Here is a 22,919-nt window from a genome sequence, read left to right as displayed (position 1 = left end):
TACTGAAATTTGGCGGAGCAAACGTGTTGTCAGCCGTTGTGCATAGTCTTATAACGAGTTGGAAGGCTGTTAACACAGCATAATGTCTTATTGTTGTTCGGTGTAGCGAGACGCGGCTTAAACTTCGTTTCATATGTGAAAAATTGTTGAGCGCTGCCTGTGCGCATTTTTTGTCACAAAGCTGGCTGGGGAGCATGAAGAATGAAATATACCGCGTTGATGATAGTGCTAGGACTGGCTGGCTGTGCTGGTGGTCAGGGAGTGAGTATGAAAATGGCCGCTGCAGAGTATTGCGAAAGCGTGGGCGGCGAGCGAATGACCCGGGAAAGCGCCTTAGGAACCGGCCGTTACTGTCGGCTACCTGACGGTCGCGTCGAAAATGAGTGGCACTTATATCAGACAGGGCGGCTGGATAATAATTAACGCTATGAACAAATGAGCGTTTAAAACGCATCAAACGTGTTATCAACGCGCGTTTGCGGGTATAAAGTTATCTTCAATAAAAGTAGGGTGGGCTGGCATAGCGCCGGTTAGGGAATCACTAATGGGCATTTTCCATATCATGTTGCGCTACTGTTTCGTGGGGGTAACGGCTGGCCTGCTGCTGCTCGCCCACCTTACGGCCTTTGCCAGCGCGCCTACGCCGTTAACCGACTGGGAGTACCGCTGGGGAGATGCCCCCTTAGAGGCCAGCGAGCCTTGGCACTCTATCGCTTTTCCTTCCAATCCGCCTGAGCGAAACGGGCAGCAAGCCGTGTGGTTTAAAACGGTATTGCCGGAAGGGGAGTGGCGCGACCCCGTTTTGCACATTACCAGCATTAACTTGGTAGGGCAGATCTACCTGGATGGCACGCTTATTTATGAGCACGGCGATATGGCGAATCCGCGCTTCATCGGCTGGCCGTGGCATCTGGTGGCGCTGCCGGATGATGCGGCGGGCAAGCCGCTGGCGCTGCGCATTTATTCGGATTACACCAGCATCGGGCTATGGGGTGATGTGGAGATCACAGATAGAATCGATGCGCTGCAGGGCATGCTCCGCGATTCGGTACAGGATTTAGCGGTAAGTGCCTTTAGCCTGCTGTTGGCGACTCTGGCAGCCATTTTTGCCATGATTGGACCAGAGCGGCGGGGCTTTTTCGCCATTGCGCTGTTTGCTTTTTCGTCAGGGCAGATGCTCCTGGCGGAAACGCCCGTCCGCCAACTTCTGGCGGATGCGCCGCTTACCTGGGATATTCTCAGAGCCGCCAGCTACTTTACCTTGCCTATTGCGATGGGATTGCTGCTGAGCCATTGGTTGGATGGCGCGCCTAACCGCTGGATGGCGCGTTTATGGCAGCTCCATTTGGCCTACCTTGTGGTGTCGATTGGGCTAGTCGCGCCCGGGGCTATCAGCTTGGCGCTCACGTTCCCTGTGTTCGATGTGCTGTTGCTGGCAACGCTACCCATCATGCTGTTGCTGGCGCTGTTGCGAGTGAGACGACTGAACTTAGAGCAGCGGCTGTTTGTGGTGAGTTTTTTGCTATTTGCGCCGCTGTTACTGGCCGATATGCTGGTGGCACATGAGCTGATTCCTCGGCGTGATGTTCCGTTAAGCTACGGTGCGCTAGGCTTTTCGCTTGCTATTGTGGCTATTTCACTCTGGCACTATCGCCATACCCAGCGGCAGTTAGCGGCCGCCAATCTCACCTTAGAAGCCCAGGTAATGGCGCGTACCGCAGAGCTGGATAACCTGGTGCAACAACTCAAAGGGTTGTCGCTTCAGGATGCGCTGACGGGGCTGAATAATCGCCGTCATTTTGACACGCTACTGAATCAGGAAATGGCGCTTGCACAGCGAAAGGGCAGCCCGCTCTCTTTGTTGATGATCGATATTGACCATTTTAAACGCGTGAACGACAGCTTTGGTCATGATGCGGGAGATGCGGTGTTAATCGATGTAGCGACGTTGTTAACGCAGCATTTTCGAGGAACGGATGTGGTGTGCCGTTTAGGTGGCGAAGAGTTTGTGGTGCTGCTGCCGGGCATTGGTCATTTGGAGGCAAAAGCGCGTGCTGAAAAGCTGCTGGCAGCGCTTCGTGGTAAAGCACTCACATACCATCAGCAATCGCTTGGGTATATTACGCTGTCCTGCGGTATTGCGACGTACCCCTCTCATACGATGGATCCCAAAAGACTCCTGCGCTTGGCCGATATGGCGTTGTACAAAGCCAAGAACAACGGACGCGACCGCTGTGAAGTTTGGGAAGGGGCAACGTCTGCCAGCGAGCGGTAGTCGGCTTTGCTACAGGGGCTCATTCCAAACCGCTTGCCACGTCCAGCCATCTTTACGCACATAGGCGGCGAGTAATCGCTGCTGTCGAGCAGCAAGCTGTTGTCGTATCGCCTGTGGGGTTGCTGTGATGCCGGGCAGGCGAAGGTACTCCTCTAATGCAGGGAGTTCGGGGGGCGTTGGCGCGGCATCGATAAAGGCGCTATCCAGCGTGGCGAGAAAGCTCTCTAACGTGACGATGCCCGTATTAAGTTGCTGTCGTGTTGCGTGGTCGATATCGGCACAGGCGATTTGCGCGATCGATAGCGCTTGATAGAGCCTTGCAAGTTCCACAGGCAGCGATTTTTGGCTTCTGGGGTCGTGGTAATAGTGCAAGATGGGGTAGGCCAGATGCTGCTGCCCTAACCGGCTAATGGCTTGCTGGAGCGGCTGAAGCTGTTGTCCCAGACTCGTGTACTTCCCGTTATCGTGGGTGGCGCTGAGGATTTCTAAAGGGCTTTCCCCCAACGCATAGATGGAGAGCGCGACATGGCGCTTTTCGGTCACGTTGGCAATGATGCTCAGCATGTAGGTAATGGTGAGCGTAAAGAGAAAGAAGCCGTTGGCCGCCGCTAGCGGCGGGGTAGTGCGCCAGCCATCACTTCCGGGCACGAAGTCGCCGTAGCCCAGGGTGGTCAACGTATAGCCCGCGTAGTACAGGCGCTCGATTCCATTGGCGGAGGCTTTCGTCGTTGCGTTCACCACGGCGTCCTCGGCACTGCAAAACAGTAGCCACCAGCCAACCAGGGCAAGTAGTAGCCAAATGGTGATCAAACCCACGGTCAACCAGGGGCCTGCGGCTGACAGCAGCCGGTGGCAGCGATGACGCTGATGGATTGCCAGTAGCACGGCCCATACGCTGCTGATAGAGCGGTTGGTAATAGGGTCAGAGTGAGAGGCAGAAAGCGTCGTTTTGATGGCATCATAATTGGCGAGAACAATGAGCAGGATGCCGATAACGCCGAGCCAGTGATTCCCTATCATTCTTGCTCCTTAGGTTGATGAATTGTATGGGGTGACGCTCACCACCACCTCATAGATACACCCATCATAGTGGTTCAGCATGACCTCTGCCGAGGCGATGCGCTCAATAAACTGATGTGTATCACGTGGAGAAACGCACCGCCTTCGATATTAATCATCTTGCGTTGTACGTTTTGAGGATGGCGACAGCCAAACAGTATTAAAGAAAAAATACACAGATAGAGTGGGTGGTTGAAATTGCTTTTAAATAAAGAAAGGCGTCTTATCACGACGATTTACATCTCTTTTTTTAAGTTTATTGTTTTGAATTTTTTGTTTTGAATTTGTTGTTTTGGATTGCCTATTTTTAACTGGCTGTTTAAACGACAGTAAAGAACGTAGCAGCCGTTGCCTATCATTAAGCGCAAGCCCACTGGATGAATAAGGCTACAAGTAAACGCTGTGCTACTAGAGCACGGCTAGGGAGTGAGGATGAGGATTCATCTGTTAAGCGGCAATGTTGGCACACGCATTAGCACACTGCTGGCAAGCATTGGCACACTCTTGGCAGTGGTCCGCGTCGTGCTTGGCGCACTCGTCGGCGCATTTTTGACAGATGTCAGCGCAAAGTTGACCGATATCATCGGCATATTCGCTATTTTGTGCCATAAAAGACGCGGCTAAACGGCAAATCTGCGCACACTGGATATCCATGCGGATGCACTCGGCCATTTTTTGTACCTCTTTCTCTTGCAGGCACAGGGTGGCGCATTTGTCGCAATAAGCGGCGCAGATATGGCAGGCTTCAATTTTTTCCTTAAGAGCTCCAAAGTCCATTGTCGGCTCCTTTGTCAATAAATGAGAAAGCTTCTCTTTCGGTGGCTGTGGTTTAAGGCTAGCTGATAGGAAGCTTAGATGCCTTGGTATACAGTCTTTTTAATATTGTTTAATTTTTAAAGATGGTTTTTAAGTGTTGTACAGCTTTTATAGGGGCTGAATGTCAACAAATGTCACAGTGCTTCCCACTGCCGTTACTTTTGTTAAGCCCTGAGCCATAGTACGCCTATAGGGCTTGTAGATAGGCAACGCTATTTTAATAAATAGCTATTCTCATAAAAGCTATTTTCATAAACAGGTGGGCTATGCGTAACAATGGCTATGTATCACAAACCAACTATCCGATTGAACCAGACGACTTCTTAATCTCCCGTACGGATATCAATGGGTATATCACCTATGCCAATCCGCGCTTTATCGAGGTGAGCGGGTTTTCCATTGAGGAGTTGATGAACGAGCCTCATAACGTGGTTCGTCATCCGGATATGCCGCCCGAGGTTTACCGTGATATGTGGGCAACGTTGCGCGAGGGACTTTCCTGGCAAGGCTATGTCAAAAACCGTCGTAAAAACGGCGACCATTACTGGGTCCATGCCAATGTGGTGCCCGTCATTGATAAAGGCGAGTTGCAGGGCTATGCCTCGCTGCGTTCTTACGCCGGGGAAGAGAAGGCGCGCTACTTTGATCACCTGTACCGCCAGATGCGCGAAAATAACTGCCCTTACTACTTAAAGCGTGGAAAGTTAAAGCGCAAAGGCCTGCGCGGCAAGCTGCCATCCTTCCAGTGGGAGGGCGTAAAAGCGCGTGTGATTGGCTCTTCAATAGCGAGCGCTGCGCTGCTTGGCGCAGGGCTGTGGGTCGCTCAACGATTTGGCTTGACCGGTTGGTCGCTAGGAGTGCTCGCCCTGGTGCTGGTGAGTTCCATTTGGTCGGTGAATGCCCTTTTGCTTGGCTCGCTGAACCGCTCGGTCGCATCGCTGAAGGATATTGCACTGCAGCTGGCAGCGGGCAACTTAAATACGGTGATACCTTCCACCAGCCGTCAATCGCTGCGCCAAACCTTGGACGCGCTGCAGCTCATGCGGCGCTCTCTGCTCTCCACTGCGAGCGATATTCAGCGCAATATGGAGGCCATTGGGCCAGTGGTGAATCAAATTCTGAACAACAACACCAACATGGCTGACCGGCTTGAACAGCAGGCCTCCGCAGTGCAAGAAACCGCCGCCAGTATGGAAGAAATTTCTAGCACCGTGCGTCAAAGCGCATCAAATGCGCAACTGGCGAGTAAAGCGGCAGATACCAACTTGGCGGAAGTGGGCACCGCAACGCGCTTAACCGATGAATTGGCCCATGCCATGGAAGCGCTCACCAAGCAGTCCGAGCGTATGAAGCACATGGTGCAAACCATTGATGCGATTGCGTTCCAGACCAATATTTTAGCCCTTAACGCCTCGGTGGAAGCCGCGCGTGCAGGCGAACACGGGCGTGGGTTCGCCGTGGTGGCCCAAGAAGTGCGCAAGCTCTCTAATCAAACTGCCGAAGCGGCGAAAGAAGTTCAGCGCATGATTGTGGATACCAATCAAAGTGTGCTGGAGAGTGCTGCCCACACCCGAGAAACCCAAGCCGCCACACAGCGTATTCGCCACGCTAGCCAGCGCGTGAACGACCTCATGGAAGAGATCAGCCGAGCCGCCAGCGAGCAAAGCGACGGAGTGGCCCAGATCGGTCTCGCCATTGCCGAGATTGACAGTACCACCCAAGCCAGTGCGTCAGATATGGAGAGTTACCGCCGAGTGGCTGACACATTAAGTGGCGAAGCCGCTTCATTAACCAATAGCGTTAACGCTTTCAGGACATCCCAAGGCGGTATTCAGCCTCTACCAGCGCTACGCCGCCCACCATCTTCCGGGCAATCTTTAGGGCTTGAAAAGCCACGCGCTAAGGCGCTGCCTTCCAAACACTCCGCAGCGGATGATTGGGAGCAGTTCTAACCCGGTAACGTAGCCTGCGCACCCATGGCAAGGCGTTGAACGCTGTCCTGTTCACGTTGCCGTGGGTGCGCTTTTCATGGTGATAACGGGTAAACTAGCGCCCCTTTTTAATATGATTGCTAGTGGCATGCACCCAACCTACGAACTAACCGACGCGGGCGACCGCTACTTCGATGGCTTGGCGGATAAGTTCTCCCGCTCGCTTTATCAAGCGCCTCGAGGTGAGCTGCGCCTGGCGATGCTAGATTATCTGCTGCCGCACATGTTGAGCTTGCAGGCCCAGCCCGTACTGGATGTCGGTGGTGGGTTGGGTCAACTGTCCGGTTGGCTAGCGTCGCGTGGCCACGCTGTTACCATGGCGGAACCTTCTAACGACATGCTGGCCCATGCCAAGGCCTGGCATGCTGAACAGGTAGCCTCAGGTGGTTGGCAGGGTGATCAACTGCGTTATGTCGATGCCCCCTTACAAGCGCTAACCACTCAAACTCCAGGCCCCTGGCCACTGATTACTTGCCATGCGGTGCTGGAGTGGCTGGGCAATCCCGAGCAAGCGCTGCAAACCCTGGCAACGCTGCTTGCTCCTGGTGGTCAGCTCAGCCTGATGGTGTTTAATCGCGATGCGCTGCGTTTTTCAAACGTGGTGAAGGGGAACTACCAGAAAGCGCTAAGTGATCAGTTAGAAGGTAAAGGTAAACGACAGCGTTTAACCCCTATCTCTCCCGTGACCCATGATGAGATTTGCCAGTGGGTAAGCCATAACGGCTTACGCATTGAGAGCGTCGCGGGCATCCGTATTTTTCAGGACTATGTGCGCCAGCCGCCTGAAAAGGTGAGCGACCAAGAGGCCTTGCTGGCGCTAGAAAAACAGTACTGTCAGCAAGACCCTCATTGGCGCTTAGGTCGCTACTTGCTTTATACCGTTACCAAACCTGAGGCGAATGTATGAGTGCCCAACTGCCTGCGTGCCAGCTCCTTGAACGTTACTACGGGCAGGCCGCCCAATTATGGCCGGTAGCCCCTCCTGAGGATGCGTGGTTATTGAGCCATTCAGCGGCGATGGTGAGTGACAGCCTGGCACTGCGCCAGCAGTGGCAGGCGAGCGAGCGTCTTGCGCTAAGCCCTTTTTCACCGGTGGAAGCACCGCCCACCGACCAAGTCGTACTGTTTTGGCCTAAAACGCATCAACTGGGCATGTGGTGGTTGTCGTGGCTGTGCGATGTTCTGCCCGCTAACACGCCTATCGATATTGTAGGTGAGCACCAGGGGGGCGTGAAACGCGTTCCTAAAATGCTTAGCGAGCTGGGCATGGTCTGCGACAAGCTGGATAACGCTCGCCGCTGCTCGTTGTTTGCCACGCGCTCGGTGAAGATGGACGTGCCAGATAGCGCTTGGCAAACCTTTGATGCACTCGATATGCGCTTAGTCAGCCATCCTGGGGTGTTCGGTCATGGCAAGGTAGATGACGGGACGCAGCTGCTGTTGCAAGCTCTAGAAACCGCACTGCCTAAAAAGCCTTTGAAGGTGCTGGATATGGGCTGTGGCGACGGCATTATTAGCGCCTGGCTCGCTAAGCGCGGGCATGCGGTGACCGCCGTAGACGTCAGCGCTTTCGCTGCCGAGGCCTGCCGTCGCACGCTGCTTGCCAATGAGCTAGAGGGCACGGTGCTCGAAAGCGACGTTTACTCAGCGCTTGAGGGTGAACGATTTGATGTGATCGTCAGCAACCCACCGTTTCATCAGGAGCGGGATGTTAGCTATGGCCCTAGCACGCGGTTGATCAATCAAGCCTCTGAGCACTTGAACCCCAAAGGGCAACTGATCTTGGTAGCCAATGCGTTCTTACCTTACCCAGAGAAGTTGCAGCGTGCCTTTGGTGAATTTAACAGCCTTGCTGACAATCGCCGCTTTCGCGTCTTTCGCGCGTTAAAGTAGTCACCCTGGGTGATGTTTGCGTCTATGCTTCGCCTGAGGGTGATATGAATCAAACGATGTAAGTTAGATCATGACAGTCGCGGCGCGCGGCGGCTGGATTCAGCGAGGCATGGACGATGGAAGGCATTGGTCGCAATACGGCGGTGTTGGGCAGCGCTTTATTACTGGGCGGGCTGTTAGCGCTAGGGTTGGTATGGAGCGGCAGCCACGTCAAAAGCGCGGCGGAAGTGTGGCAGCAATCTTCACGCAGCGTGACGGTGCGCGGATTAGCTGAGCGCCAGGTTGACGCCGATATGGTGCTGTGGCCGCTGAATTATACGGTCAACGCGAATACGCTCACGGATCTTGAGGGGCAGCTATCCCAACACGAGCAGCTCATTCGCGAGTTTTTGGAAGCGCGTGGTTTTGATACTGCACAGGTCAGCGTCACGCCGCCTCGGATTACCGACCAGTTCAGTCAAACCTACGGGGGAGAGCGGCCCGATGAGCGCTACCGTGCCGAGGCCACGCTGCTGCTACGCACTGATAACGTAAATGGTGTGATTGCTGCCGTGCCAGAGGCCACGGCATTAGTGCGCCAGGGTGTGCTGCTGTCGCCCAGCTACGAGTACCGCACCGAATTTCTGTTTACTGGCCTGGATGCTATCAAGCCGGAAATGATTGCCGCAGCCACTGCCGATGCCCGTAACGCCGCGCAGCAGTTTGCAGAGGATTCTGGCAGCGGCGTTGGTGGCATTCGTCAGGCCACCCAGGGCTACTTCTCTATTGAAGATCTGGATAGCTACACGCCGCATATTAAGCGTATTCGTGTTGTCACTACGATTGACTACGCGTTAGAGGAAGAATAAGCCGATAAGGCAGGGTCAGCCTGAGAGCTCCTCAAAGCGAGGCGGCTGATCCGTTACTGAGCAGCAGATTTGCCATAGTGAATCGCCGTGACGGTGTAAAACGTATCGCCATTGGGGGTGAGCACCGTGACGTCGTCACCAACTTCCTTGCCTAGCAGCGCCTTCGCCATTGGGGCGTCAATACTAATCCAGCGTTTTTGAGTATCGAGTTCATCGTGGCCCACGATGCGGATATTCAGCGCTTCTCCCTCTTCATCTTCCAAGCTTACGTGTGCGCCAAAAAAGATTTTATCGGTATTGGCGGGCAGACGGTCCACCACCTGTAGCTCATCCAGGCGCTTGGTTAAGTAGCGGATGCGCGCAATCACCCGGTTTAGCTCTTTCTTGTTGTAGGTGTAATCCGCGTTTTCGCTGCGGTCGCCCAGGGCGGCGGCTTCGCCCACTTTCGCGGAAAGCTTCGGGCGTTTTACCCGCGCAAGATGATCCAAAATGCCGCGTAGCCGCGCGGCGCCCTCTGCGGTAATCAAGTTACTTTTCGGTGCTTGGCGTGGATCTTTGGCCGGATCCCGCCAGCGGGTCATGTTGCGACCTTTCATGGGCGAATGCTCTCCTAAAGGGCTCTCCTGGAAGGCATTAAGCTTACGCTACAGGAGCAATTGATAACAAAGGCGCGATTCTCTGGCGAATCATTCAAACGTTCGTTACATTATCTAAGTAAGCCGATGCTTGGCTTGATCAGACTTACAACGAAAGCCATTGCAACGACAGTCGTTACGAAAACAGACGTTACAAAAACAGCCGTGACAACAACAAACCTGGAGTGACTATGCGCGCTATTCCATTTTCTCGCTTACTTATCGCCGCAGCCCTTGGCAGTACGCTGGCGCTGGGCCCCCTCAATGCCTCGGCATTTGAAGGGGAAGTCTTCTCGCTGAAAAACCGTTGGGAACATACGGTCACTGAGATGCCTGCCAACCAGCGTGAAGAGACGCTCAAGGCCCTCGCCAGTGAAGCTGAGCAGCTGGCGCGTCAGCATCCGAATGAGGACGAGGTGTTGATTTGGCAAGGTATTGTGCTGGCCTCTTACGCCCGCGAGCGCGGCGGTTTAGGTGCCCTGGGCACAGCCGGTGATGCCCGCGATGTGTTAGAGCGTGCCATTGAAATAGACCCTGCTGGTGGCAACGGCTCTGCGTATGTCACTTTAGGCGCGCTTTACGACCGTGCCCCAGGCCGCCCGCTGGGGTTTGGCAACAGCGATACCGCCGAGCGTATGTTCCAACGGGCGCTGGAGCTTCGTCCCGATGGCATTGATGTGAACTACTATTACGCGGCGTTCCTTAAAGAGGAGGGCAACACCCAAGCGGCACGTGAGCATGCTCAGCGCGCTGTAAACGGTACGGCACGTGATAATCGCCAGATGTCAGATGAAGCGCTGCGCCGCGACGCACAAGCGCTACTCGGCCAGCTTTAAGACAGCCCTTCGTTGCCTCAAATCGTGACATAACGCGGTGAATCACCGCATTGGCATTCCCGGTGGCCAGCATTGATAATAGTACGATTGTTATCATCGGGAGTGCCTTATGGGCCCTACGCTTGGTCGTGATGATGTTGAACTCATCCAACGCGACACCCTCTATCAAGGCTTCTTTCGGCTAGAAGCGCTGGAGCTGCGCCACCGGCTGTTTGAAGGTGGCTGGAGTGCCACCATGCGCCGAGAAGTGCATAACCGCTTTGATGCGGTGGGCGTGCTGCTTTATGACCCCCACCGCGATGCGCTGGTGCTAATTGAGCAGTTTCGCGCCGGTGCCATTGACGACCCCAGATCCCCTTGGAAGTTAGAGTTCGTGGCAGGCCTCGCCGATAAAGACGAGGCGTTGGAAGATGTTGCCCGTCGAGAAGCCATGGAAGAAGCGGGTTGCCAAGTGGGGCAATTGACCAAGCTGCATACCTACTACCCAAGCCCGGGTGCCTGCAACGAGCGTGTGACGCTCTTTTGCGGGTTGGTGGATACTCAAGGCTTAGGTGGTGTGTATGGGGTAGAAGATGAGCACGAAGATATTCGTGTGCATATTGTAACGTTCACCACCGCTTGGGAACTCCTAGAGCAGGGAAGACTCGACAACGCCATGTCTTTGATTGGGCTGCATTGGTTGGCAGGGCAGCGGGCATCGCTGCGTGCTGCCTCTCAACGCGCTGCCCTTTCAAATACTGACGCCAAGCGAACCCAGTAAGGAGTCATCATGGCAAGAGCCGCCTATGTCACCGATTTAAAAACCCTACAGGGTGAATGCAGCGCCAACTACTTGCGCCTGCTGCGCTTAGTAGGAGATATGGAGAGCGGTCAGCGCCGTGATATCGCACTGCGCAGCGATCACCAGCACTTTGGTGATCTGCATTTGGCGATTTTACAAGAAGCGCCCTACACCACGCTGGTGGAAGTGACCCAAAGTGGGCCGCTGGATGCCGTTATCGAAGGGCCGCGTATGCGTGTGCATCTCTACCACGATGTGCGCATGGCAGAAGTCATCGATTTTCAGCGGGAGCGCCATTTTAGCGGCCGCTACCGCTACCCTAATGCGCGCATGCACCAGCCAGATGAAAAGCTGCAGCTTAACTGCTTCTTAGGCGAGTGGCTTGCCCATGGGCTCGCTCACGGCCATGCCGTTGACATGCCCGAGTTACGTTAAACACGCTGTATTCATGACGCACTGCCAGGCATCTGTTATCCGTCATGTAACAGCAATAACATTAGGCTAATGGAGCTAGGTGGATGCGGCTTATTCAAATTACCGATTCACACTTACATGCTGACAAGCAGGCGCGCTCCCGAGCAGGGGTGCCCTGGCGGCAGTTTCAGCTAGTGCTAGAGGCTGTCATCGCTGAGCGCCCTGATGTGGTCGTGTTCACGGGGGATATCAGCCAAGATGAGACCGCTGCTTCCTATGCCCATGCTCGGGAAGCGCTCTCAACACTGCCATGCCCATGGTTTTGGATTCCTGGCAACCATGACCAGCTAGAGCTGATGATTGCAGAACACCCGCTGCTAGAGGAAGTGGACTTGGAGCAGTGGCGTTTACTGCTGCTCAACACCCAGGTAGCGGGCAAGCCCCACGGCGAGCTAGGGAGCGACGCCTTAAGCGCTTTGGCAAAACGGCTTGAACAAGATGACCGCCCAACGATGATAGCGATGCATCACCCGCCGGTAGACGTAGGTGCCGCCTGGATGGATGCCATCGGCCTGCAAGACCGCGACGCCTTTTGGCAGCTACTTAGCGCTTACCCCCAAGTAAAAATAATCCTGTTTGGCCATGCCCACCAAGCCTATGCCCAGCATCATCAGGCAGCAGGGGCTGATATTGGGGTTTACGGTTGCCCTGCCATGGCGGATCAGTTTTTGCCGGGGGCCGATGCGTTTGCCATTGATGAAGCCTCTCGCCCTGGTTATCGCGTGGTCGATATTCACGGCCAAGAGTGGCAGACCTGGATTGAGCGAGTGGAGGTATAGCCCGCCCGTTAGGCGCTAATGATATAAAAAGATAGTTATTAATTCTTTTGGGTTATTATTAACCTAGCGTTACCCTACCCACAAATGCCCGCCTTGCGATTCATGCGCGCTGGGCGGCAGTTCATGTTTGCAAAGGCTTCATTAAAAGCCGTTTCAATAAAAGCAAGCACCGTTTTGTGAGGGAGTAGGTAATGAACCAGTTTTCTGCGCCGTCGGCGGCGTCGCAACAGGTGCCCACCGCGCCTTACGCCGCCCGCCTGACCCACCTAAAGCAGCTTGAAGCTGAATCAATCCATATTATCCGAGAGGTGGCGGCGGAGTTTCGCAACCCGGTGATGATGTACTCCATCGGTAAAGACTCCTCGGTCATGCTGCACCTGGCGCGCAAAGCGTTTTACCCCGGTACGCCGCCGTTCCCGCTGATGCACGTGGATACCACCTGGAAATTCCGTGAAATGATCGCTTTCCGCAACCGCATGGCGGAAGAAGCGGGCATGGAGTTGATCGTGCACACCAATGAAGAGGGGCGGGCAGCCAACATCAACCCCTTCGACCACGGTAGCGCGAAGTACACCGACATCATGAAAACCCAGGCGCTTAAGCAGGCGCTGGACAAGCACGGTTTCGATGCTGCTTTTGGCGGTGCGCGCCGTGATGAAGAAGCCTCACGTGCCAAAGAGCGCGTTTACTCCTTCCGCGATAAGTACCACCGCTGGGACCCTAAAAATCAGCGCCCTGAGCTGTGGAACGTGTACAACGCCAAGGTCAACAAAGGCGAATCGATTCGCGTATTTCCGCTCTCCAACTGGACCGAGCTGGATATCTGGCAGTACATCTACCTTGAGTCGATTCCGATTGTGCCGCTGTACTACTCCGCCAAGCGCCCGGTGGTTGAGCGCGACGGTATGCAGATCATGGTGGATGATGACCGCCTGCCGTTGGCCCCAGGCGAGGTGCCGGAGGAGAAGTGGGTGCGCTTCAGGACCTTGGGCTGTTATCCACTAACGGGCGCGGTAGAGTCTACCGCCGCTACGCTACCGGACATTATCCAAGAGATGCTGCTGACCAAAACCAGTGAACGCAGCGGCCGTGCCATCGACCATGATCAGGCCGGTTCCATGGAGAAGAAAAAGCGTGAGGGGTATTTCTAATGGCGCACCAGTCAACGTTAATTGCCGATAACATCGAGCAATACCTGCACGAGCACGAAAACAAAGACCTGCTGCGCTTTATTACCTGCGGCAGCGTCGATGACGGCAAATCCACCCTGATTGGGCGGCTGCTTCACGACTCCAAAATGATCTTTGAAGATCAGTTGGCAGCGATTACTAAGGCTTCGAAAACTAGCGGCACCACGGGTGATACGGTGGATTTGGCGCTGTTGGTAGATGGCCTGCAGTCTGAGCGTGAGCAGGGCATTACCATCGATGTGGCTTACCGCTTCTTCTCGACGGAAAAGCGTAAGTTCATTATTGCCGACACCCCGGGGCACGAGCAGTACACCCGTAACATGGCCACCGGTGCCTCTACCGCAAGCCTGGCGATCATTCTGATTGATGCCCGCTACGGTGTGCAGACCCAAACCCGCCGCCACAGCTTCATTGCCGATTTGCTCGGCATTCAGCACCTGGTGATTGCGGTCAATAAGATGGACTTGGTCGGCTTCTCTGAAGCGCGTTTTAACGATATTGTGGACGAGTACAGGGCATTTGCGACTAACCTGCAGGCCCCGGATATCCGCTTTGTGCCCATGTCGGCGCTGAACGGCGACAACGTGGTGAACCCCAGCGAGCAAACGCCCTGGTACTTCGGTGATCACCAGGGGTATGAAGGCAAAACGCTGATTGAACTGCTGGAAAGCGTCGAAATTAGCCGCGACCAAAACCTCACTGATCTGCGTTTGCCGGTTCAGTATGTGAACCGCCCCAACCTGGATTTTCGCGGCTACTGCGGCACGCTCTCGGCCGGTGTCCTGCGCCCAGGGCAAGCGGTGAAGGCGCTGCCTTCTGGTAAAACGTCCCGCGTGGCACGCGTGGTCACCTTTGATGGTGATTTAGACGCCGCCTACCCAGGGCAGGCGATTACCGTGACTCTGGAAGATGAGATTGATATCTCTCGTGGCGACTGGATTGTAAGCGCGGATGCTGACATCCCGCTCTCGAACGTGTTCAGCGCCGACATCGTGTGGATGCACGAAGACGCCCTGACACTGGGCAAGCTCTACGACATCAAGCTCGCCACACGCGATTCGGCAGGGCAGGTCAGCGCCATTGAATACCAGATTGATGTCAATACGCTGGAAAAGCATGCCACCGACTCCCTCGGGCTCAATGCCATCGCCCGCTGTGAGGTTGAGTTAACCGCCTCTATTCCGGTCGATGATTATCGCACCAGTCCGGGTACCGGCAGCTTTATCGTGATTGACCGCCTCACCAACGTGACAGTAGGGGCTGGCATGATTCGCGGCGTTGCTAACGCCCGCGAGCAGGCCGCCACCACTGATTGGGCCGCCTTCGAGCGTGATTTGAACGCGCTGGTGCGTAAGCACTTCCCGCACTGGGAAGCGAAAGATATCGGTTCACTGCTGGGCCGCTAGCGCTTATATATAAAGGGACACACTTTGACGCCGCTCTGCGGCGTCAATTTTTAGGTAATGCTGAATCGAGACACCAAGGATCGTGACACTGGTGATCGAGACAACAAGGAGCGAGAGTCGATGTTAACCCTTTTAGACGGTGGCTTAGGGCGTGAGCTAAAACGGCTGGGTGCGCCGTTCCGTCAGCCAGAGTGGTCGGCGCTGGCGCTGATGGAAGCCCCCGAGTGTGTGACCCAAGCACATCAGGCGTTTATTCAAGCCGGTGCCGAGGTGATTACCACCAATGCCTATGCCGTGGTGCCGTTTCATATCGGCGAGGAGAGCTTTGCGCAGCAAGGTCTAGCGCTTGCCATGCTGGCGGGTAAGCTTGCCCGTGACAGCGTGGCGGGTCAAGCGGTGACCGTCGCGGGCTCGCTCCCGCCGCTGTTTGGCTCTTATCAGCCGGAACTCTTTGATGCCAAGCGAGCACCGGAACTGCTGGCAACGCTCATTGCAGGCCAAGCGCCCTACGTAGACGTGTGGCTGGCTGAGACGTTGAGCGCCACGGTTGAAGCGCGAGCCGTTGCCAGCGCACTGAGCAACGACACTCGCCCGCGCTGGTTCTCGTTCACGCTGAAAGACGCCGATGAAAATGGCGAGCTGCCCTGCGCGCTACGCTCCGGTGAGCGGGTCGAAGAGGCCGTGTCAGCGGTGCTGGAGGCGGGCGGTGAAGCACTGCTGTTTAACTGCAGCCAGGCTGAAGTGATGGAAGAGGCGCTTTCCCAGGCGCAGGCAGCGGTGGCCGCCCAAGGCGCAACGCTGCGCTTAGGGGTCTACGCCAACAGCTTTGTGCCCCAAACGAATCGCATCGCAGCAAACTCCGGCGTTAGCGATATGCGCGATGACCTGGGGCCAGACGCCTATGCGGCCTTTGCCCAGCGCTGGCAGGCGGCAGGGGCCACCATGATTGGCGGTTGCTGCGGCATTGGGCCTGAGCATATTGCCAAGCTGGCAGAAGCGGTTCGCGGTTAAGTGCCGCTTGTTGATAGATTTCATAGGATGAGTCACCCCATGACGAAAGGAAGTAACGCGCCCGTTGAGCGGCGCATAGCAGGCGTTACACGGCGTCAGTTTTTACAGCAGTCAGCAGCACTGTCTGTCTCTGCCAGCGCCTTGGGCGGGCTGTTACTGCCACGCTGGGCAAGTGCTCAGGAAGCGACTCCTCAGCGCGGCGGGCATCTGATTTTAGCGATTGATAACGCTTCCAGCAGCGACCGCTTAGACCCCGCTTACTACTTCGAGCAGTACATGTACCACGTGGGGCGGCAGCTGTTTAATACGCTGACGGAACTCAATGATGACGGCACGCTCGCGCCTGGGTTGGCAGAGTCTTGGGAGACGAGCGACGCGACGCAGTGGGTCTTTACGCTACGCCAGGGTGTGACCTTCCATAACGGCAAAACCCTCACCGCCGACGATGTGGTGTACTCGCTCAACCACCATCGTGCCGAAGATTCGCCGTCGGCGGTGAAAGGCTATATGGAGCAGATCACCGAGCTGACTGCCCGTGGCAGCCATGAAGTGGTCATGACGCTCTCCGCACCCAATATGGATTTACCGTCTCTGCTAGGAGAGGTGAACTTTGCCATTACCCCGGCCGGTGCGAATTTCGATGACGGTATTGGCACGGGGCCTTTCGTGCTGGAAAGCTTTGAACCTGGGGTGCGTACCCTGGTTAAGCGCAACGACAACTACTGGAAGTCGGATCGCGCCTTCGTTGATAGCGTTGAAACTCGCGCCTTTAACGATGCGACTGCGCGAGTGGCCGCGCTGATGAGCGGCTCGGTGCATTTTGTTAACCGGGTAACCCCCAGCATTGTCAGCCGTTTGGAAAGCGCGTCATCGCTCACGATTAATCGCAACGTGGGAAGCTTCCAGGTGACTTTTCCCGGCCTGGCTGACCGTGCGCCGTTCAATAATATGGATGTACGTTTAGCGATGAAGCATGCCCTCGACCGAGAGCAGCTGTTGAATTTGCTGGTGCAGGGGTATGGCCAGGTGGGCAATGACTCGCCGCTGTTCCCCAGCAATCCGTATTTCACCAACGACCTCCCCAGCCATGCCTTTGACCCGGATAAAGCGCTGCACCACTGGCGTAAGTCGGGCGTGGATAGACCCATTCGGTTAAGCACCGCCGACGGAGCAACCTTTGAAGGCGCGGTATCGGCCGCAGAGCTTTATCAGCAGTCGGCCCAGCGTTCGGGGATACCGCTAGAGGTCAACCGCGTGCCTGCAGACGGCTACTGGTCGGAAGTGTGGCGTCAGCATGAGTTCTGCGCCTCGGGATGGTCTAGCCGCCCGACGGCCGACGCTTATCTATCGATGGTGAATCTATCGAATGCGCCGTGGAACGAAGCGCGCTGGGCCAATGAGCAATTAGATCAACTGATTGTGGCAGCCCGCGGCGAGCAGGATGAGGCCACGCGGCGTCAGATGTACCACGATATTCAGGTGTTGTATCAGCAGGAAGGCAGCACCGTTGCACCGCTCTATATGGATTCGATTTCGGCCAATCGCACCAACGTGCGGGGGTATGTCGATGTGCCGGGAGAAGTGGCCACCCGCTCGGTTGAGAAGATGTGGATTGCCAGCTGATGGCGCATTGAACAGCGGGCTTATTAAAAAAAAGCGCCAGCACGCAAAAGCGTGCTGGCGCTGTACGGTTAATGTGGCTGTACTGAGTATTACTGGGCGTTCGGGAAAAACAGCCGCTGCCCACCGACTTTAAAGTCAGCGATGGCCTGTTGACCCTCTTCAGAGACCAGCCACTCATGCCACTGGGCGGCTAACTCATGCTTCAAGTGCGGGTGGCGCTCTGCCGACAGCAACAGGCTGCCGTACTGGTTAAACAGCGCTTCATCGCCCTCAAACAGCAGCGTTAGGTCTTGCGGGTTCTCAAACGCTACCCAGGTGGCGCGGTCGGTGAACGTATAGGCATTCATGCCCGCGGCGGTGTTCAGCGTGGGGCCCATGCCACTGCCCAGCTCGCGGTACCACTCACCTTGCGGCGTGACACCCGCATCTTCCCACAAGCGAAGCTCAGCGCGGTTTGTGCCGCTATCGTCACCGCGTGAGGCAAACGGTGATTCGCTCTCGGCAATCAGTGCGAAGGCATCGGCCACGCTCTCGCTGTCGCTGATACCAGCAGGGTCGTCGCTGGGGCCAACAATCACGAAGTCGTTATACATCACGTCTAAACGTTCTGTGGCATAGCCATCCGCCACGAACTGATCTTCACCCGCCGTATCGTGTACCAGCAGGCTGTCGGCATCACCACGGCGGCCAATCTCGAACGCTTGGCCGGTGCCGACCGCCACTACGCGCACGTCAATGCCGGTGGCTTCGGTAAACGTGGGGATAATGGCATCAAACAGGCCAGAGTTCTCGGTGGAGGTGGTGGAGGCCAGGGTGATGAAGTTGTCATCCGCCAGTAGGGAGGCGCTAAAGGTAAGCGCGGTGGTGCATACACTGGCGGTGACTAGCGTGGTGGTTCTCTTCACGGTCTGCTCCTTTGGATGTTATTCATCGCTGCTGGGGCTTACCACACCAGCTCGCCCCGGATAAACGCCCTGGCCTGTGATGAAACCGGGGCGTCAAAAAAGCGCTCGGCGGGGGTGTGTTCCAACACCTGCCCGCTGTACATAAACAGCACGTCATCGGCCAGGCGCTTGGCCTGATGAAGGTCGTGGGTGGTCATCACGATGCGCGTGCCGTTGTGGTGAAACTCATTCACCGCGTCTTCCACGGCTTTAATGGCCGCAGGGTCGAGGGCGGAGGTCGGCTCATCCAAAAACAGCACGGCGGGCTTTAACAGCCATGCGCGGGCCAGCGTTAGGCGCTGCTGTTCGCCGCCAGACAGTACTCTGGCAGGGCGCTTGGCCAAGGCCGCTAAACCAAACTTTTCTAGCGCCTGAAGGGCGAGTGCCTTGCGCTCCCGGCGGGGCACGCGCTGCACGGCGAGGGCGTAGGTGAGGTTATCCAGGACCGAACGGCGCAGCAGCACCGGCCGCTGAAACACCATGGCTTGCACCGGGGGCGTGCCTTCCCAGCTAACGTGGCCGCTGCTCGGACTGAGCAGCCCGTGTGCCAAGCGCATCAACAGGCTTTTGCCCGCGCCGTTGGGGCCCATAATCAGCGTGCGCTGGCAACCGGATAGCGTAAGCGTTGTGGGTGTTAACAGGGCGTGGCCGCGATGCTCAAAGCTTGCTTGCTGAAAATGCAGGGAAGGCACGCTGGTTGAATAGTCATGCCCTACTGGCGAGTGTGAGAGCGGCTTGATAGGGGCGTTCATCCTAATCGCCTCTTCGCTGCTTCGCTGACAACGTGCGCTAAGGCGTTAATCAGCGTGACGAGGGTGAGCAGTATGATGCCTAATCCTAGCGCTAGCGGCAGGTTGCCCTTGCTGGTCTCCAGCACAATGCTGGTGGTCATCACGCGGGTTACGCCATCAATGTTGCCGCCGATAATCATTACCGCACCCACCTCGGCGCTGGCGCGGCCAAAGCCAGCCAGAATCACCGTGAGCAGGCCAAAGCGAGCATCCCACAGCAGTGTCGGCATCATGCGCAGTTGGGTAAGCCCCAGCGAACGTAGCTGCTCGGCATACTCATGGTGCAGCGCTTCCACCTGTTGACGGGTCAGCGCGGCAATAATGGGGAAGACTAAAATCACCTGGGCAATCACCATCGCCGTAGGGGTAAAGAGCAGCCCTAGCTGGCCCAGCGGCCCAGCTCTGGATAGCAGCAAATAGACACATAGTCCGGCCACTACCGGCGGCAGGCCCATCATTGCATTGAGCGCCACGATCAGCCCATTGCGGCCAGGAAAACGCCACAGCGCCAGCGCGGCACCCACTGGCAAGGCCAAGGCGCTGGCGATCAGCACGGCAATCAGCGACACCTGCAGTGAGAGCGCCACGATGCTGATCAGCCCTGAGTCCATGCCCAGAATCAGTGCGAGTGCGGTGTAGAAAGGGTTATCACTTGCTGACATAAGCACCTGAAGTGGGGCATCAAAAGCCGTCGAGTCGCGCCGACGGTTTAATAAAGCGTAAAGATTGGCTGCATAGTGTACGTAAACTTGCAGTTATGCACCGGCTGCTGAAATATATGCAGTCATACGCAGCAAAATGCAGGGTGACCATGTACAGCGAGTACCTAACCACCGCAGAGGTAGCCGACTACCTGCGCTTGAAAGAGCGCAAAGTGTACGATTTGGTGCGCCAAGGCCATATCCCCTGCAGCCGTGCAACGGGCAAACTGCTGTTCCCTCGCCAGCACATTGACATGTGGGTACTCAGCCACCTAGAGGGAGACCAAGCGCAGCGGCAGCCGCCACCAATGGTGTTGGCGGGCAGTCAGGACCCGTTATTGGAGTGGGCGGTGCGAGAGAGCGGGAGTGACTTGGCCTCGTTGTGTCATGGCAGTGGCGACGGCGTGCGACGCTTGCTAGAGGGCAAGGCGATGCTGGCAGGCATTCATCTGCTTAATGCGGCCTCAGGGCGCTACAACGAACCGGCGGCGCTGGGGCTTGGGGGTGTTCGCGATCTGATCGTGCTGCACTGGGCAACGCGCCGTCAGGGACTGCTGGTGGCATCCGATAACCCGCTGGGCATTCGCTCGGTGAGTGATATTGCCAAGCAAAGTGCGATGCTTGCCCATCGTCAGCCCGGTGCGGGAGCCGCTCAGCTGTTAAACTGCTTGCTGCAACGGGCCGAGGTGGCGAATGAAGCGTTAAACTGGGCGGCCCATCCCGCGCTCAGCGAAGACGATTTAGCGCTAGCCATTGCCCAAGGTGACGCCGATGTGGGGCTTGGTATGGAAGCGGCGGCGCAACGCCAGCAGCTCGATTTTATTCCACTGGTGGAGGAGTCGTTTGATTTGGTGATGCACCGGCGCAGCTATTTTGAGCCTGCCGTTCAAGCCTTGTTTGAATTTGCCCGAGAGCCCCGGTTTGCCCAGCGTGCCAGTACGCTGAGGGGGTATGATGTGAGCCAGCTAGGCCGCGTGTTGTACAACGCTTAAGCGCGTAGCGACTGGTCTGATTCGGTATCGATGCTTGACGATTGTATAAGATGCGCCACACTGGAGAGTCGTTGTAGACGCAACCTCGTCACGACAATCTCATCACGAAAAGGAGAGCATGATGAATCACGCACTGAACGGTAAACGTGTTGCTATTTTAGCCACTGACGGTTTTGAAGAGTCTGAGCTGAGCGTTCCCCGCGCGGCGCTTCAAAAAGAGGGTGTTGAAGTGCATGTGGTCTCGCCGGAAGGCAAGGGCATTCGTGCTTGGGCAGAAACCGACTGGGGCGATACCTATAACGCCGATAAAGCGTTGTCAGACGTTAGCGAGTCGGATTATCACGCCCTGGTACTTCCCGGTGGGCTGTTTAACCCTGACGAACTGCGCCTGAATGAAGATGCCTTGAGCTTCGTCAAAGCATTCTTCCAAGCGGGCAAGCCCGTCGCCGCCATTTGCCACGCGCCGTGGATTTTGATCAACGCTGGCGTGGTCGAAGGGCGCAAGATGACCTCGGTGCCGAGCGTCGCCCAAGACCTGCGCAATGCGGGTGTGAACTGGGTGGATGAGCCGGTAGTGGTCGATAGCGGCCTCGTGACTAGCCGCACTCCCAAAGACCTCGACGCCTTTAACGCCAAACTGCTAGAAGAGCTGCAGGAAGGGCGTCACTCAGGTCAGCACGCTTAATGGCGTGGTACCACCAGTGGGCAAGCTTTGCCAAAAGGCTTGCCCACGTTGTTGCAAAACCGATGAAGCGGGACAGTGGCCGCAGCGGGATGATGGTACATCCCTACCGCGGTTACGGTTCCCAGCGGGAAATATTTGTGATGGGCCGAGTGTTCCGCCAGGCGGCACTCGGCCGCGCCATTCCTAGGCGGGGCATGCTGCGTGATACGGCCGATGTGGCCCGGCGTGTTTTCCGCCGTGGGCTGTCCGGCGCCAAAGTAGAAATCCGTGTGGGTGATAACGAGCTGTGCATGACCACTGACCGTGATGGCTACTTTGATGCTCATATCCCCATTTCTGCTTCCTTGCCAGTCGATGTTTCCTGGCATCGCGCTGATATTTTGGTACATGCCAAGGGGCACCCGCCGATTCGTACCAGCGTAGAAGTGTATGTACCGCCCCCGGAAGCGGACCTGCTGGTCATCAGCGATATCGACGATACGGTGATGTTCACCGGCGTAGCTGAAAAACTCAAAATGTTGTACCGGCTGTTTGTGCGCAAACCTCATCGTCGCACGGCGTTTCCCGGCGTGGCCTCGCTCTATCAGGCGCTTTACCGTGGGCAGACTGACAAGGCCGAGCGGCCGATTCTTTATGTTTCCCGTGGCCCCTGGGCCATTTATGAAATGTTGGAAGCGTTTTTTCAGATGAATCGAATCCCCGTGGGCCCTATTCTGTTTTTACGCGAGTGGGGGATCTCCTGGCGCAAGCCGTGGCCTCGCCGCGCGGAAGCTCACAAGCGGGATCTGATTGATCGCATGCTCGCGCTTTACGATGACATGCCCTGCATCTTAATTGGCGATAGCGGCCAGCACGACCCAGAGGTTTACACCGAAGTGGTCAAAGCCTACCCGGATCGTATTAAGGCGATTTACATTCGCCGCGTCGACAGCGACCCCAAGCGTGAAGCTGCGATACAGCGCCTGCGCGATGAATTAGCCCACACTGAGTGTGAGCTAGTGCTGGCCGCCGATAGCATTTTGATGGCGGATCATGCCCACGCCAAAGGCGATATCTCCGCACGCGGGCTGCAAGCGGTTCAGCGCGATGTCGAAGCACATCGTAACGAGCCTGCCTAAGCTGTGTTCCCCCGCCATTCGTGGTAAAAATGAGCGTTGATGTCTCTCTTACTTGGCGGGTTCCGGTGTTG

General features: G+C 56.3%; 23 protein-coding genes. 17 read left to right on the top strand and 6 right to left on the bottom strand.

Annotated elements, in window-relative coordinates; translation table 11 throughout:
• Window positions 1-267: 267 nt before the first annotated feature.
• On the top strand, window positions 268-423 hold the full coding sequence (locus R0J87_RS11445; RefSeq protein WP_498886245.1) for a DUF333 domain-containing protein: 156 nt from the start codon (window positions 268-270) through the stop codon (window positions 421-423).
• 121 nt (window positions 424-544) lie between these two features.
• On the top strand, window positions 545-2,275 hold the full coding sequence (locus R0J87_RS11440; protein ID WP_498886243.1) for a GGDEF domain-containing protein: 1,731 nt from the start codon (window positions 545-547) through the stop codon (window positions 2,273-2,275).
• A gap of 9 nt (window positions 2,276-2,284) precedes the next feature.
• On the opposite strand, the gene R0J87_RS11435 is transcribed toward R0J87_RS11440, so the two are convergent.
• Both R0J87_RS11435 and R0J87_RS11430 read right to left on the bottom strand, forming a co-directional pair.
• Window positions 2,285-3,295, bottom strand: coding sequence for a potassium channel family protein (locus tag R0J87_RS11435; protein ID WP_498886242.1), 1,011 nt, complete (start codon window positions 3,293-3,295; stop codon window positions 2,285-2,287).
• Window positions 3,296-3,781: 486 nt separating this feature from the next.
• Entirely contained in the window at window positions 3,782-4,111 is a 330-nt protein-coding gene (locus R0J87_RS11430) for a four-helix bundle copper-binding protein (protein WP_498886240.1), read from the bottom strand.
• A gap of 305 nt (window positions 4,112-4,416) precedes the next feature.
• On the opposite strand from R0J87_RS11430, the gene R0J87_RS11425 reads away from it, so the two are divergent.
• From R0J87_RS11425 to R0J87_RS11410, 4 genes are all read left to right on the top strand, one after another.
• Window positions 4,417-6,102, top strand: coding sequence for a methyl-accepting chemotaxis protein (locus R0J87_RS11425; protein WP_498886238.1), 1,686 nt, complete (start codon window positions 4,417-4,419; stop codon window positions 6,100-6,102).
• 127 nt (window positions 6,103-6,229) lie between these two features.
• Complete coding sequence (locus R0J87_RS11420) at window positions 6,230-7,048, top strand: methyltransferase domain-containing protein (protein ID WP_498886236.1); 819 nt, start codon at window positions 6,230-6,232, stop codon at window positions 7,046-7,048.
• A complete protein-coding gene (locus R0J87_RS11415) occupies window positions 7,045-8,034 on the top strand; it encodes a methyltransferase (protein WP_404463314.1) in 990 nt (329 codons plus the stop codon). The genes R0J87_RS11420 and R0J87_RS11415 overlap by 4 nt, the downstream gene beginning before the upstream one ends.
• Before the next feature lie 116 nt (window positions 8,035-8,150).
• The gene (locus R0J87_RS11410; RefSeq protein WP_498886235.1) at window positions 8,151-8,882 is read left to right on the top strand and encodes an SIMPL domain-containing protein; all 732 of its coding nucleotides are present in this window, start codon (window positions 8,151-8,153) and stop codon (window positions 8,880-8,882) included.
• Window positions 8,883-8,935: 53 nt separating this feature from the next.
• Here R0J87_RS11410 and greB read toward each other — a convergent pair whose 3' ends face one another.
• A complete protein-coding gene (gene greB, locus R0J87_RS11405) occupies window positions 8,936-9,478 on the bottom strand; it encodes a transcription elongation factor GreB (protein WP_498886234.1) in 543 nt (180 codons plus the stop codon).
• A gap of 230 nt (window positions 9,479-9,708) precedes the next feature.
• Here greB and R0J87_RS11400 point away from each other — a divergent pair, with 230 nt between their 5' ends.
• The 8 genes from R0J87_RS11400 (at window position 9,709) to R0J87_RS11365 (ending at window position 17,617) form a co-directional block, all read left to right on the top strand.
• Window positions 9,709-10,353 carry a hypothetical protein gene (locus tag R0J87_RS11400; RefSeq protein ID WP_498886232.1) on the top strand — a complete coding sequence of 215 codons (645 nt, stop codon included), beginning with the start codon at window positions 9,709-9,711 and terminating at the stop codon, window positions 10,351-10,353.
• Window positions 10,354-10,462: 109 nt separating this feature from the next.
• Entirely contained in the window at window positions 10,463-11,113 is a 651-nt protein-coding gene (locus R0J87_RS11395; protein ID WP_404342294.1) for an NUDIX domain-containing protein, read from the top strand.
• Window positions 11,114-11,122: 9 nt separating this feature from the next.
• Window positions 11,123-11,569: a DUF1249 domain-containing protein gene (locus tag R0J87_RS11390; RefSeq protein ID WP_062361248.1), complete on the top strand. Its 447-nt coding sequence runs from the start codon at window positions 11,123-11,125 to the stop codon at window positions 11,567-11,569.
• A gap of 83 nt (window positions 11,570-11,652) precedes the next feature.
• Window positions 11,653-12,387: a phosphodiesterase gene (locus R0J87_RS11385; RefSeq protein WP_404463310.1), complete on the top strand. Its 735-nt coding sequence runs from the start codon at window positions 11,653-11,655 to the stop codon at window positions 12,385-12,387.
• Between the two features lie 191 nt (window positions 12,388-12,578).
• Window positions 12,579-13,538, top strand: coding sequence for a sulfate adenylyltransferase subunit CysD (gene cysD / locus R0J87_RS11380; protein WP_498886230.1), 960 nt, complete (start codon window positions 12,579-12,581; stop codon window positions 13,536-13,538).
• A complete protein-coding gene (cysN, locus tag R0J87_RS11375; RefSeq protein WP_498886228.1) occupies window positions 13,538-14,983 on the top strand; it encodes a sulfate adenylyltransferase subunit CysN in 1,446 nt (481 codons plus the stop codon). The genes cysD and cysN overlap by 1 nt, the downstream gene beginning before the upstream one ends.
• A 120-nt stretch (window positions 14,984-15,103) precedes the next feature.
• A complete protein-coding gene (locus R0J87_RS11370; protein ID WP_498886226.1) occupies window positions 15,104-15,994 on the top strand; it encodes a homocysteine S-methyltransferase family protein in 891 nt (296 codons plus the stop codon).
• A gap of 39 nt (window positions 15,995-16,033) precedes the next feature.
• Window positions 16,034-17,617, top strand: a complete 1,584-nt coding sequence (locus tag R0J87_RS11365; RefSeq protein ID WP_498886224.1) for an ABC transporter substrate-binding protein — start codon at window positions 16,034-16,036, stop codon at window positions 17,615-17,617.
• A gap of 89 nt (window positions 17,618-17,706) precedes the next feature.
• Here the strand turns inward: R0J87_RS11365 and R0J87_RS11360 are convergent, their stop codons facing one another.
• The 3 genes from R0J87_RS11360 to R0J87_RS11350 are packed head-to-tail and all read right to left on the bottom strand — an operon-like array spanning window position 17,707 to window position 20,014.
• Window positions 17,707-18,522 carry an ABC transporter substrate-binding protein gene (locus R0J87_RS11360; protein ID WP_498886222.1) on the bottom strand — a complete coding sequence of 272 codons (816 nt, stop codon included), beginning with the start codon at window positions 18,520-18,522 and terminating at the stop codon, window positions 17,707-17,709.
• Between the two features lie 38 nt (window positions 18,523-18,560).
• Window positions 18,561-19,313 carry an ATP-binding cassette domain-containing protein gene (locus R0J87_RS11355; protein ID WP_498886220.1) on the bottom strand — a complete coding sequence of 251 codons (753 nt, stop codon included), beginning with the start codon at window positions 19,311-19,313 and terminating at the stop codon, window positions 18,561-18,563.
• The gene (locus tag R0J87_RS11350; protein ID WP_498886218.1) at window positions 19,310-20,014 is read right to left on the bottom strand and encodes an ABC transporter permease; all 705 of its coding nucleotides are present in this window, start codon (window positions 20,012-20,014) and stop codon (window positions 19,310-19,312) included. The genes R0J87_RS11355 and R0J87_RS11350 overlap by 4 nt, the downstream gene beginning before the upstream one ends.
• A gap of 149 nt (window positions 20,015-20,163) precedes the next feature.
• Here R0J87_RS11350 and R0J87_RS11345 point away from each other — a divergent pair, with 149 nt between their 5' ends.
• From R0J87_RS11345 to R0J87_RS11335, 3 genes are all read left to right on the top strand, one after another.
• Complete coding sequence (locus R0J87_RS11345; protein ID WP_498886216.1) at window positions 20,164-21,045, top strand: substrate-binding domain-containing protein; 882 nt, start codon at window positions 20,164-20,166, stop codon at window positions 21,043-21,045.
• A 121-nt stretch (window positions 21,046-21,166) separates the two neighbouring features.
• On the top strand, window positions 21,167-21,730 hold the full coding sequence (locus R0J87_RS11340; RefSeq protein ID WP_404346043.1) for a type 1 glutamine amidotransferase domain-containing protein: 564 nt from the start codon (window positions 21,167-21,169) through the stop codon (window positions 21,728-21,730).
• A complete protein-coding gene (locus R0J87_RS11335; protein ID WP_498886215.1) occupies window positions 21,730-22,848 on the top strand; it encodes an App1 family protein phosphatidate phosphatase in 1,119 nt (372 codons plus the stop codon). The genes R0J87_RS11340 and R0J87_RS11335 overlap by 1 nt, the downstream gene beginning before the upstream one ends.
• Window positions 22,849-22,919: the final 71 nt, after the last annotated feature.

It is taken from the genome of Halomonas sp. SIMBA_159 (genome assembly GCF_046536035.1).
In the GTDB taxonomy this organism is placed as follows: Bacteria; Pseudomonadota; Gammaproteobacteria; order Pseudomonadales; family Halomonadaceae; genus Vreelandella; species Vreelandella venusta_A.
Note: the sequence above shows the minus strand (reverse complement) of the source record. Positions and strands in the feature narration are given on the sequence as shown.